This is a genomic window from Rhizobacter sp. P2_G4 (assembly GCF_056403575.1).
Genome location: NZ_JBFUFG010000007.1, coordinates 324555 through 336496 on the forward strand (window position 1 = coordinate 324555; position 11942 = coordinate 336496).

Sequence of the window (11942 nt, forward strand, 5' to 3'; positions counted from 1 at the left end):
CCTCAAGGCAGCATGCGCATCGCCTACGTCACCGAGACCTACCCGCCCGAGATCAACGGCGTGGCACTCACGGTGGCTCGCGCGGTGGCGTACCTGCGCCAGCAAGGTCACACGGTGGACCTGATCCGCCCGCGCCGCACCGACGAGTCGAGCGGTGGCGATGCAGACGAGCTTCGCGTCGCCGGCAGCTCGCTCCCCATGTACCCCGAGGTGCGCTTCGGCTGGCCCAGCGTGTCGGCCGTCGCCGCGCGATTGAGGGCCACGCGGCCGCAGCTCGTCCATGTGGCCACACCCGGGCCGCTGTGCCTCGCGGCGGTTTCGCTCGCCCGGCAACTGAGCATCGTGACGACCTCCGACTACCGCACCGACTTCGGCGACTACGCTGGCCACTATCACCTCGGCTGGCTGGGCAACTCCGTCGCCCGCTACCTGCGCTGGTTTCACAACCGCACCGAGCGCAGTTTCGTGCCCACCGAACTCTGCCGGCAGCGGCTGGCGCAGCAAGGCTTCGAACGTCTCGCGGTGGTGGGCCGCGGCGTCGACGTGGATCACTTCAGCCCGAACCGCCGGGACCCAGCGCTGCGAGAGCGGTGGAACTCGGCGGGCGGGCCCATCCTGCTGCACGTCGGCCGGCTGGCCGCCGAAAAGAACGTCGCCTTGGCACTGCGTGCCGCGGCCGCCGCTGCCGCGCGGGTGCCGGGAACGAAAGCGGTGGTCGTGGGCGACGGGCCGATGCGCAGCGCCTTGCAACGCCAGTTTCCACAAGCCTTGTTCCTCGGCATGCAAACGGGCGATGCACTCGCGGCCTGCTATGCGAGTGCCGATGTGTTCATGTTCCCCAGCCTGTCGGACACCTTTGGCAACGTCACGCTCGAAGCGCTGGCCAGCGGCCTGCCGGTGGTGGCCTTCAACCGTGCCGCGGCCGCTGAGCACATGCGAGACGGCGTCGACGGGCACCTGATCTCGCCCAACGACAGCGCTGCCTTCGTGCGGGCCACCTGCCATCTGGCCGGGCTCGACGAGGTCACGGCGTACGGCATGCGCTTGCGGGCGCGGCAAGCGGCGCTGGCGGCCACATGGAGCCGCGTGTTGGCGCAGTTCGAACAGCACTTGCTGGAGGCCTGCGACGCACAGGAAAGCCACCGCCCCGCCGCTCAGTACGCGGCGTGACGGCTGAAGCGGCACTACCCGGTTGGCGCACCGATCGACGGCATTCTCAGCGCCTCGAGCCGCGACGCCAGCACCGACAGAGTCGTCGCCTCGCGGTCACGCGCTTGCTGCCGCGCCAGCTGCTGCCAGCATGTGCGCACCGCAGAGTGGTCGGCGTCGAATGGGTGCAGCTCCAGGCGAACGATCGGCTCGGCCTGCTGCATGCGCGCCAAGGTCTCGTTCCAATGGGTCGACATGCGCCGGCGCCACGCAGACGACGTGCTGAAGACCTGGCTTTGGCAATCCACGCTGCTCTTCACCCGCAGCAGATGCAGGCGGCGCAGCGTGCAGGTGTAGACGAAGCCGCGCTCATGCACGGCGCTCCACGCGTTCTCGCCCATCAGCCAGGCCGGCGCCACGAAGCCCGCCGGCTCCAGTGACAGATCGCGCAGCCAGGCCAGACCGGCGTCGACCCGGCTCAGCGCTTCGTCGCGGCCGATGTCGAAGAACTCCCCTTCAGCCCGCGTATAGAGACGGCGCAGCACCCAGTCCCTCGGGCCACGGGGTCGACCGGCGTCCTGGTGGGTGTAGCCGTGCAGCGCCACTTCGTCGCCCTGCTCGGCGCGGTCCACCAGCCAGCGTTCGAAAGCGCTGTTACGACCAGCACCACGGTAGTGAGGCACTGCGAGCAGCGTGAGCGGAAACGACCCGACCTGATCCAGTGCATCGAGCACCCGCTGACACGCGGACCGCGTGGCCGGCGCCACGTCGTGCAACACGATGTGGATCGACCTAGGCGACATCGCAGACCTCCCCCTGTCGTTCACCGCGCATCAGCCGTTCATAGCGCGCTCGCAACTGCGGCAGCACACGGCTCCAGTCGCTTTCTTCAGCACGTTGCCGGGCAGCGACTGTCAGCGCGTCTCTGTCGCTCTCGAAGACATCGGTGATGGCGTCTGCGAAATCGCGCGCACCGGTTTTCATGACGCGTTGGCCAACGCGATCGTCGACCAGCTCGGCCAGCCCTTCGCAGCCTTGCGCGACAACCGGCAGGCCGCAGGCCAGCGCTTCGAGCGCCGACAGTCCGAACGTTTCCTGCCGACCCGCGTGGACGAAAACATCGCAGCTCGCGAGTGCGGTGGCCACGTCGATCGCGTTGCGGCAAGGCGGCAGCACCTTCACCCGCGGCCCGCTCGGCGGCATGGGGCCTGACCCGAGCGCAACCAGCCAATGACGAGCGTCCAGCCGGTTGACCGCATCGACCAGCGTGGACAGGTGCTTTTCGGGCGCGAAGCGGCCTGCATAGATGAGCAGCCGTGCCGACGGTGGCAACCCCAGGCTGGCTCGCCACGCCATGCTGCGGCGCGTGGGATGGAAGACGCTGGTGTCGACTCCCAGCGGCTGGTGCACCGCGGACAAGACACCCCAGTCATGCAGGTGCGCGACCATGGCACGGCTGGGCGCCAGGACCAAGTCGAACTGGCGGTAAAGGCGAACGGCATAGCGCCGCGCTGCGGCAGACGCTGGCGATCCGAGCAAGGGGCCGGCGCCGAGCCGCGCCATCTGCGCGAGGTTCGAATGGCAGAAAGCGATGCTGCCGATGCCGAGCTCGCGTGCGGCGTCGAGCACCGCCCACGCAAGCCGGTACGGATCGGCGGACTCGATCACGCTGGGCCGGCTGTCGCGCAGCATCTGCGCCAGACGGCGGCGTGCCCAGGGAAACCGGTAGTCACCGCGGCTGCCCGGCAGCGGCAATGAAGGCAGCCGCAAGGTGCTGACCTCGTCCTGCATCGGTGAGGCCACGGTGTGGCGCCAATTCGTGTTTTGCCGAAGCCAGCGGCGCTTGGCGCACAGGTAGCGGTGCACGCCGCCGGAGGGATTCCAGAACATGGTGGCATCGAGCAGATGCGGGGGCAAGTCTTGGCCCGTCCTCACGCAGGGACCCTCGACGATGGCGAGAACGAACGCAAGGTGTCTGCCTGCCGCACCGTCAACCCGGCCTCGGGTTCCAGAACGCCGGCACGGTCTCGGGGTCGTCATGCAGCAAGGTGCCGGATTGGCGCAGGTAGTGATGCACTTCGGCGACGCTGTTTCCCACCCTCGCGACCGCCTGCTGGATCTGGTCTGCAGTGACCCCGAACTCGGTCGCCCAGTAAAACAATTCGTAGTAATCCTGGACGTTGATTCGCCCCCAATCCTGTCCATCGCCTTTGCTACCGCCGCCATTCATGTCCACTCCCGAAGCTGAGGCGACTGAGAGTGGGCAAACGGCGTGCCACTTCTGGGCGTCAGCGGCACGGGCCCCGCGGGCGAGGACTGATGCGAGGTGAACGTCATTGCGCATGCGGCGCACGACGCTCACTGCCGCAAGTTTTTCCTCGGCTGTCCCTCGGCGGCACCGCGGCTTCGTGGTGCGGAACGCCACTTGCCACGTTGGCGGCTGTGCGCCTGCACTGCTTTGAATGCAACCATGGATGTGAGCCAGCTTGTCAATGATCTGATGGACCTGGAACGAGCCGGTGAGCGCCGGTGCACCGTGGCCGCCGCGCTGGCCCGCACGCCGCAGCTGCGTGCCGAACTGGTCTTGCGCGGCGCCGAACACAAGGCTGAGTCGGAGCGGCTTCATCACCTCGTGGTCGAGCTTCGCGGCACGCCGCATTCGGGCGAGACGACCGCCGTCCTGGCCGACCCACTCTGGTTCTCGCCGCCGGTCGAAGGCCAGGACGACCGCGAACTTCTCGAGGCCTGCATCGCCGAGGGAGAAGCAAACGCCGCCCGTTGCCAAGACGCCTTGCGGGTGGAAGGCTTGCCCGACCGCGTGAAGGAAGTGATCCAGCAATGCATGGCAGCGGCGAACAGCCGGCGTGAGAACCTGCTGGCGTTGCGCGCGTCCGTGCAATGAGCGTCGCTCCCGCGGCATGTGGCTTGCCGATTTAGTCGCAGGACCGACATCGATTCTTGGCGAACCCAAGCCCGCACGCGAGGCCACAAGGAGATGGACATGCACAAACCTGAACCCACGCAGCCGCAATCACCGCGCGTTGATCTGGCGAGCGAATCGGTGGCAGGCGAGGAAGACCCGGGCGCTTCGGCGGATCTCTCGCTCGACCCGCCCGCCGGCGCAGGAACCTCCGGTCAGCCGGCGGGACGTGGTGATGCAGGAAGCCATTCAGCCGGCAAGCCGGTCGACAAGCTGGCCTCCAGCAACATCCCGGCAGCTCCCGGTGACGAAGCGCCACCGGGAACGCCAGGGACCGGAGAGGCTGTCTGCCCGGAGTGCGGCGGAACGGGCCGCATTGATTCGGGAGCGTGTCCCGAATGTGGAGGCACAGGCAAGGTCAACCTCGGCATCGGCGGAGGCTGACCCCGCCGATCGTCAATGCACCGCTGTGGTCTCGCGACCTCGCGCAGCGGCGCTTTCTTCCTTGTCGGCCAACAGCGTCCACAGGGCCAGTGCGACCACCGCGATGCCGACCCACATGGCGTTCAGCATCGGGGCTTCGCGGTTGGCAAAGCCGAGCGCCCACGGCGAGGCGATGAGCCAAGCGCCGATCGCACCCTGCGCCCACTCTTCCCAGGCCCGGGGGATGAACACAGCGCCGAGTGCCAGAGCAGCCAGCACCACACCAGAGACAACCCCATTCCACATGGCTGTGCTGCCGTCGTCGTAGCCAATGACCCAAGGCGAAACCAGGAGCCAGAGACCGAGCACGGCGTTCACCACGTCTTGCCAACGTTTGAATCGCGTCATGGTGTACCTCCTTTCTTCAGAGAAATGACGCTACAGGACGCGGTTTTAGAGCCATCTTCGCGGTCGATGTTCCGTTCGCCAGGTGCATGAAAACCCGAGTGCGACCACCAATTCGGTGCGCAAACCGTGGCAGTTCTCTGCTGGGCGAAGGCGATGACGAGAGGGATGAGTTCGTCGCTCTTGTGCAGCAGCGAACGCACAGTCAACTTCGGAAAGGAGAAGACATGAACAGCGTGACACAACAGTTGAAGCAAGGGGTCGGGCATGCGATCGAGTCGCTCTCCGACGGGTGGCGCGAACTCAGGTCGCGTGCGGACGAGGCGCTCACGCGCTTTCGCTTCAGTGACAGGCGCAGCAGCAGCGGCGACGTGACGGCATTCGAGCCCTCGAGCATGAGCCGCTGGGCCTTCATGGCCGCAGACGTCATCGACGACGACAATCGCGTGATCGTGCGGCTGGAGGCACCCGGCATGCGCCGCGAGGACTTCGACATCGAAGTGCTCGGCGGCACGCTCAGCATCCGCGGCGAGAAGCGCTTCGACCGGGAAACAAAGCGCGGTGGCTACGCGCTCGTGCAATGCGCCTACGGCACGTTCCAGCGCAACGTGGCACTGCCGTCGGCGGTTCGGGTCGACAAGGCACGCGCAAGCTACCGCGATGGCGTGCTGCGCATCGAACTGCCCAAGGCCGAAAGCGCGCGGCGCCGGCAGGTGTCAGTGAAGGTGCACTGAGCACGAGCTGCAAACGAAGGCCCTGCCTGGCGCGCCAGGCAGGAGCCGATTCACCCGTGCTTACTCTTTGAGATTCACGCCTTGAAGAACGCGAGCAGATCCGCGTTGATCACGTCCGGGTTCGTCGTGCACATGCCGTGCGGCAGGCCTGGGTAGACCTTCAGCGTGGCCTTCTTCAGCAGCTTGGCAGACAGCAGTGCCGAGTCGGCAATCGGCACGATCTGGTCATCGTCGCCGTGCATCACGAGCGTGGGCACGTCGATCTTCTTCAGGTCTTCGGTGAAGTCAGTTTCAGAAAAGGCCTTGATGCAGTCGTACTGCGCCTGGCTGCCGCCCATCATCCCCTGGCGCCACCAGTTGTCCTTGGCGCCTTCGGAGACCTTCGCGCCTGGCCGGTTGTAGCCGTAGAACGGTGTGGGCACCTCTTTGTAGAACTGCGCACGATTGGCCAGCAGCTGGGCACGGAAGCCGTCGAACACCTCCATCGGCAAGCCACCGGGGTTGGCCGCCGTCTTCAGCATGATCGGTGGCACGGCACCGATCAGCACCGCCTTGGCAACGCGATCGCCGTGCAGCGCGGCGTAGCGTGCCACCTCGCCGCCGCCAGTCGAGTGGCCGACGTGGAAGGCGTGCTTCAGTTCGAGGTGGCTCGTGAGCGCGGCAACGTCGGCCGCGTAGGTGTCCATCTCGTTCCCGGTGGCCGTCTGCGACGAGCGGCCGTGACCGCGCCGGTCGTGCGCGATGACGCGAAAGCCCTGCGCCGCGAAGAACAGCATCTGCGCGTCCCAGTCGTCCGCGCTCAGCGGCCAGCCGTGGTGGAACACGATGGCCTGTGCCGTCTTCGGGCCCCAGTCCTTGTAAAAGATCTGCGTGCCGTCCTTGGTGGTGATGGTGCTGGTGCTCATGGATCGTTTTCCTTTCTGTGGTGATGACGGAGCCTGGGCAAGGGCACAGCAGCCCCTTCCCATCTGGCTTGAACGATTTAGCGCCGATTTTTCTGTGGTGTCACGGCGAGGGCGTGTGCCCGCACGCCTCACATGGACGGAAGCTCGTGCGGACGCAGATCGAACACCAGCACTTCCGCGCCGTCGCCCTTGGCGAACTCGAGCCGCTGCTCGTTGCGGATGCGCGCACCATCGCCCTCCCCGAGGCGTTGGCCATTGACCTCGATCTTGCCGCGCGCAACGTGAACGTAGACGAAGCGGTCGGCACCGACATCCAGCGTCGCAGTTTCGGCGCCGTCGAACAGCCCGGCGTAGATGCTCGCGTTCTGGTGCACCGCGAGTGATCCGTCGGTGCCCTTCGGCGAGACGATCAAGCGAAAGCGCCCGCGCTTCTCGGCCTCGGTGAAGTGCACCTGCTGGTAGCGCGGTGCGGCGCCGCGCACATCGGGCACGATCCAGATCTGCAGGAAGTGCACGAGCTCGCTCTTGGAGTGGTTGAACTCGCTGTGGCGCACGCCGGTACCGGCGCTCATCATCTGCACGTCGCCCGGGCGGATGACCGAGCCGGTGCCCATCGAGTCGCTGTGCTCCAGTGCACCTTCGAGCACGTACGAAAAGATCTCCATGTCGCGGTGCGGGTGCGTGCCGAAGCCCATGCCGGGGTCGACACGGTCGTCGTTGATGACGAGCAGGTCAGAGAAGCCCTGCTGCTTGGCGTCGTGGTAGTGACCGAACGAGAACGTGTGGCGGGATTTGAGCCAACCGTGGTTGGCGACGCCGCGCTGGTCAGCCTTGCGGATTTCGATCATGGTGTGGTCCTTTCCTGTTGCGGGTCTTTCGACCGAATTCACAATCAACTCGTGCGCCACAATCGTCCTCATGAGCCATTCTCTTCATAGGTACGTTCGGCGGCGTGAAAGAAGTTTCCGCCATCTCGCCACCCTTCAGATTGAACGTTTTGGGCCGCTTCGATCGAATATTTCGATGATTCTTTCGAAGGAGCCGCCAAGGTGCTGAAGCTGACGCTCGAAGCCATCGAACTCGTGGACGCGATCGCGCGCCACGGCTCCTTCGCGGCCGCCTCCGAACGCCTGAACAAGGTGCCGTCCACCATCTCCTACGCAGTGGGCAAGCTCGAAGAGCAACTCGGCCTCGCCCTGTTCACACGCCAGGGCCCGCGGGTGAGCCTCACGCCGGCCGGCGAGGAGATGCTGAAGGAAGGCCGCTGGCTCCTGACCGCCGCCAGTGACCTCGAATCGCGCATGCGCCAGATCGCCACCGGCTTCGAGTCCGAGCTGCGCTTCGTGCACGACTCGCTCATTCCGACCAGCGCGTTCACCGACGACATCCGGGCCTTCGAAGACCTGAACTGCGGCACGCGGCTGCGCATCTCCTGCGAGACCATGACGGGTACCTGGGAGGCCTTGCGCGACGGCCGTGCCGACCTGGCCGTCGCCGCGAGCGACGGACCTGCCGGCGGTGGCTACAAGGCGGTGGCGGTGGGCAGCCTCGAGTTCGTGTTCTGCGTCGCACCGACGCACCCGCTCGCCAGGCTGCAGCGGCCCCTGACGCGCGGCGACCTGCTCGAGCACACGGCCGTGGTGGTCGGCGATGGCGCCCGGCTGTTGACCGAGCGCACCATCGGCCTGCTGGCCGGCCAGAAGCGCATCACGGTGCCGTCGATGGCCGCGAAGATCGCCTGCCAGGTCGCGGGCCTCGGCCACGGCTTCCTGCCACGGGCCTGCGTGCAAACGGAATTGAAGCGTGGCACGCTGATCGAGCTGCCCTCGGAAGAGCCCCGGCCCGATGAGCCTTTCTGGCTGGCGTGGAGAACAGCGCAGACCGGCGAGGCACTCAAGTGGTGGCGTACGCGGCTGCAACGGCCGCTGGTGCCCGACATCCTGCCCCGGTGACGCCTGTGCGCGAAGCGCGCTGCTGACGGCATGGCCTTCCGCCGGCGGTCGACTCCACGGGCACGCCGGTTGCTGCATTGAGTTATCGATATGCCGGGGTTCTCAGCAAGCTGCTGCCCGAGCAAGGACTGCACTGGACCTTCCTCGCCCTCGCGCGAGTGGACCAGCGCAGCAAGCAACCCATACAGCATGGAGTTCTGCCATGACCGCACGTCGCACTACCAGTTCTTCTTCCAAACCAACCGCCCGCAAGGACCCGCGTTCCGTCAAGAAAGTGGAGGAACGGCTCGACGGCAAAGCCGCAGACGCCGCAGAGAAAGTACCCACCTACCAGGAACTGCTCGATGACGCCCTCGACCAGACCTTCCCTGCCAGCGATCCCATTTCACCGACCGCGGCCATGGCCGCCGAGAAACGAATCGAGACGGCCAAGGATGCCGTCGACTGGACCTTGAAGCCAGGTGCCTGCAAGCCTGCGGAACCCAAGAAGGAGCGCTGACGCCTCGCATCCATCGCATGACATTCATCGCACTGGCCGGCGTTCAACAGCCAGCAGCGGGCGCTCGCGCGTTCGTCTCACCAATTTGCAATCGCCGGTAAATGCGACTCGGCCGTGCGTCAACGCTTGGCGCACCCCGGCCGCTCGGATGCCGCGAACCAGATGTAGCCGGTTGCATCTCTCAGCCTCGTCGCAGAGGCCGCCTCCACAGAGTCATGCCCGCACAGGACGCGCGCCCCCGTGAAGGCGTGAATCCGCCTCCCGTCTTGTAATCATTGGACACCGACACCTGTCGGCGCCGTGCTACGGTGCGAAATCGGCTCGCCAGCTAGCAGCCAAAAGACACGGCACGGGCCATCAGCGCCGCCTCGCGATGCCTCACAAGATGAAAGAAAAGAATGAACCAGGGGAAGGGGTCCATCCGATCGCGTGCGGTCGGCACATTGCTGATGTCGTTGTTGCTGACGGCCTGCGGCGGCTCATCCGACGACGCAGCGTCCACGCCTTTGTCTGGTAAGCCGAGCCCAGCACCAGCACCAGCACCAGCACCAGCACCAGCTCCCAGCCCTGCTCCCGCTCCCGCTCCCGCTCCTGCTCCTGCTCCTGTCGCCGGTTCACGCCAGATCGAGTTCCTGGACCGTGGCGTGGTCGCTGTTGCTACCAGCAACGGCGCGTTCGTCAGCTGGCGCATGCTCGGCATCGAGGCAGACAACGTCACCTACAACGTCTACCGCAACGGCATCAAGCTCACCGCCAGCCCGATTGCCAACAGCACCAACTACATCGACACGGCGGGCAACGCCACCGCCACGTACAGCGTGGCCGCTGTCGTCGGCGGTGTCGAACAACCATTGAGCAGCGCCAGCGCCGTGTGGGCACAGCAGTACCTCACCGTCAAGCTGCAGCGCCCTGCCGGCGGCACGACGCCCGACGGCGTGGCCTACGACTACAGCCCGAACGACGTCAGCGTGGGAGACGTCGATGGTGACGGCAGCTATGAGCTGTTCGTCAAGTGGGATCCGTCCAACTCGAAGGACAACTCCCAATCGGGCTACACCGGCAATGTGTTCGTCGACGCGTACAGGCTCGACGGCACACGGCTGTGGCGCGTCGACCTCGGCAGAAACATCCGAGCCGGGGCCCACTACACCCAGTTCATCGTGTACGACCTCGATGGCGACGGCAAGGCCGAACTCGCAATGAAGACCGGCGATGGCACGATCGACGGCGCCGGCACCGTGATCGGCAATGCCACCGCCGACCACCGCAACAGCACCGGCTACATCCTGAGCGGCCCCGAGTACCTGACGGTGTTCAACGGCTTGACCGGCAAGGCCATGGCCACCACGGCCTACGTGCCCGCACGTGGCACGGTATCGGCCTGGGGCGACAGCTACGGCAACCGTGTCGACCGCTTCCTCGCAGGCGTGGCTTACCTCGACGGTCAGCGCCCGAGCCTGGTCATGAGCCGCGGCTACTACACGCGAGCAGTGATCGCAGCGTGGGACTGGCGTGACGGCCAACTCACCCCTCGCTGGACCTTCGACTCGAACACCAGTGGCAACTCGGCTTATCGCGGCCAGGGCGCACACAGCCTGGTCATCTCCGATGTGAACGGCGATGGCAAGGACGACATCGTCTTCGGTGCGGCGACCATCGATTCCAGCGGCAAGGGCCTCTACTCCACCGGCCTCGGCCACGGGGACGCGCTGCATGTGTCCGACTTCGACCCGAACCACCCCGGCAAGGAGGTGATGATGGTTCACGAAGAGCCCGGGTCCTACGGCGCACATGGCGTGGAGATGCACGACGCGGTCACCGGCAAGATCTTGTGGAGCCTGCCGGGCGGCGGTGCCGACGTGGGCCGCGGCGTGGTGATGGACATCGATGCGCGCTACCCGGGCGCCGAGAGCTGGGCGACCGTCGGCGGTCTGACCAGCGCAAAGGGTGAGTCCATCTCGGCGAAGCGCCCGTCGCGCGTGAACTTCGGCGTGTACTGGGACGGCGACCTGCTGCGCGAGCTGCTCGACGGCACGACCATCGACAAGTGGAACCCCGCCACGGAAAAGCTCGAACGGCTGTTGACGGCCTACGACTTCGGCGCAGCTTCCAACAACACGACCAAGGCCACGCCGAACCTGTCGGCAGACCTTTTCGGCGACTGGCGCGAAGAAGTGATCTGGCGCAACGGCAACAACACCGAGCTGCTGATCTTCACGACCACGATCCCGACCACGGAGCGCCTGCGCACGCTGATGCACGACACGCAATACCGCTCGGCCATCGCCAACCAGAACTCAGCCTACAACCAGCCGCCCAACACAAGCTTCTTTCTCGGCGCAGGCATGACCAAACCCGCGCAGCCGAAGGTGTACGTCGCGAAGTGACCCACCCGGCTGACGCGGACCAAAACAACACAGGGAGGATGAACATGAACAAGGGATCGAGGCGCCTGCACACAGCCAGCGCACTGTGGATGTCGCTCGCATTGGCGGCGTGCGGCGGTGCCGACGACCAGAAGTCCGGCGCGCCTGTCGGTGGCACGCCTGCACCGGCACCGGCACCGGCACCGGCACCGGCACCGGCACCAGCTCCAGCTCCAGCTCCAGCTCCAACTCCAACTCCAACTCCAGCTCCAGCACCTGCTCCTGCTCCTGCTCCAGCACCTGCTCCAGCACCTGCTCCTGCTCCTGCTCCTGCTCCTGCTCCTGCTCCTGCTCCTGCTCCCGCACCCGCACCCGCCCCAGTGGTCGACCAAGGCACCAGCCTGACCACCTGGGCCACCGGCACCCCCACCAAGCCCACCGTGACCCCCGGCACCTGGCGCGCAGCCGGCCCCAACCCCGAGCAATCCGGCTTCAGGCTCGTCAAGGAATCCGCCCACTTCGCCTTCTACTCAGACGAAGCCGTCTCCGACGCCGACCTGACCCTGGCCGCCAACACGCTGGAGAACAC

13 protein-coding genes and 1 pseudogene are annotated in these 11942 nt (G+C 66.2%); 8 read left to right on the forward strand and 6 right to left on the reverse strand.

The features are described from left to right. Positions 1-12: 12 nt before the first annotated feature. Positions 13-1170: a glycosyltransferase family 4 protein gene (locus tag AC1DYS_RS23900; protein ID WP_477903777.1), complete on the forward strand. Its 1158-nt coding sequence runs from the start codon at positions 13-15 to the stop codon at positions 1168-1170. 14 nt (positions 1171-1184) lie between these two features. Here AC1DYS_RS23900 and AC1DYS_RS23905 read toward each other — a convergent pair whose 3' ends face one another. The 3 genes from AC1DYS_RS23905 to AC1DYS_RS23915 all read right to left on the reverse strand — a co-directional run bounded on the left by AC1DYS_RS23905 (position 1185) and on the right by AC1DYS_RS23915 (position 3379). Then, positions 1185-1952, reverse strand: a complete 768-nt coding sequence (locus AC1DYS_RS23905) for a DUF2334 domain-containing protein (protein WP_477903779.1) — start codon at positions 1950-1952, stop codon at positions 1185-1187. Beyond that, on the reverse strand, positions 1942-3039 hold the full coding sequence (locus AC1DYS_RS23910) for a glycosyltransferase (protein ID WP_477903780.1): 1098 nt from the start codon (positions 3037-3039) through the stop codon (positions 1942-1944). The genes AC1DYS_RS23905 and AC1DYS_RS23910 overlap by 11 nt, the downstream gene beginning before the upstream one ends. A gap of 100 nt (positions 3040-3139) precedes the next feature. After that, the gene (locus tag AC1DYS_RS23915) at positions 3140-3379 is read right to left on the reverse strand and encodes a DUF3606 domain-containing protein (protein ID WP_477903782.1); all 240 of its coding nucleotides are present in this window, start codon (positions 3377-3379) and stop codon (positions 3140-3142) included. 240 nt (positions 3380-3619) lie between these two features. On the opposite strand from AC1DYS_RS23915, the gene AC1DYS_RS23920 reads away from it, so the two are divergent. Both AC1DYS_RS23920 and AC1DYS_RS23925 read left to right on the forward strand, forming a co-directional pair. Beyond that, positions 3620-4051 (forward strand): DUF2383 domain-containing protein, encoded by a 432-nt coding sequence (locus tag AC1DYS_RS23920; RefSeq protein WP_477903784.1) that lies wholly within the window; start codon positions 3620-3622, stop codon positions 4049-4051. A gap of 99 nt (positions 4052-4150) precedes the next feature. Then, positions 4151-4513 (forward strand): hypothetical protein, encoded by a 363-nt coding sequence (locus tag AC1DYS_RS23925; protein WP_477903786.1) that lies wholly within the window; start codon positions 4151-4153, stop codon positions 4511-4513. A gap of 12 nt (positions 4514-4525) precedes the next feature. Here the strand turns inward: AC1DYS_RS23925 and AC1DYS_RS23930 are convergent, their stop codons facing one another. After that, positions 4526-4900 (reverse strand): SPW repeat protein, encoded by a 375-nt coding sequence (locus tag AC1DYS_RS23930; RefSeq protein WP_477903788.1) that lies wholly within the window; start codon positions 4898-4900, stop codon positions 4526-4528. 224 nt (positions 4901-5124) lie between these two features. Between AC1DYS_RS23930 and AC1DYS_RS23935 the strand changes: the two genes are divergently transcribed. Beyond that, positions 5125-5631: an Hsp20/alpha crystallin family protein gene (locus AC1DYS_RS23935; RefSeq protein WP_477903790.1), complete on the forward strand. Its 507-nt coding sequence runs from the start codon at positions 5125-5127 to the stop codon at positions 5629-5631. Between the two features lie 74 nt (positions 5632-5705). On the opposite strand, the gene AC1DYS_RS23940 is transcribed toward AC1DYS_RS23935, so the two are convergent. Beyond that, a complete protein-coding gene (locus tag AC1DYS_RS23940) occupies positions 5706-6536 on the reverse strand; it encodes an alpha/beta fold hydrolase (RefSeq protein ID WP_477903792.1) in 831 nt (276 codons plus the stop codon). A gap of 128 nt (positions 6537-6664) precedes the next feature. Continuing rightward, entirely contained in the window at positions 6665-7384 is a 720-nt protein-coding gene (locus tag AC1DYS_RS23945) for a pirin family protein (protein WP_477903794.1), read from the reverse strand. A 201-nt stretch (positions 7385-7585) separates the two neighbouring features. Between AC1DYS_RS23945 and AC1DYS_RS23950 the strand changes: the two genes are divergently transcribed. The 4 genes and pseudogenes from AC1DYS_RS23950 to AC1DYS_RS23965 form a co-directional block, all read left to right on the forward strand. Further along, the gene (locus AC1DYS_RS23950; protein ID WP_477903796.1) at positions 7586-8488 is read left to right on the forward strand and encodes a LysR family transcriptional regulator; all 903 of its coding nucleotides are present in this window, start codon (positions 7586-7588) and stop codon (positions 8486-8488) included. Positions 8489-8690: 202 nt separating this feature from the next. Beyond that, positions 8691-8987 carry a hypothetical protein gene (locus AC1DYS_RS23955; RefSeq protein WP_477903798.1) on the forward strand — a complete coding sequence of 99 codons (297 nt, stop codon included), beginning with the start codon at positions 8691-8693 and terminating at the stop codon, positions 8985-8987. 398 nt (positions 8988-9385) lie between these two features. Next, positions 9386-11374 (forward strand): rhamnogalacturonan lyase, encoded by a 1989-nt coding sequence (locus AC1DYS_RS23960; protein ID WP_477903800.1) that lies wholly within the window; start codon positions 9386-9388, stop codon positions 11372-11374. Between the two features lie 44 nt (positions 11375-11418). After that, positions 11419-11942 (forward strand): annotated as a pseudogene (locus AC1DYS_RS23965) (hypothetical protein); the annotation flags it as partial.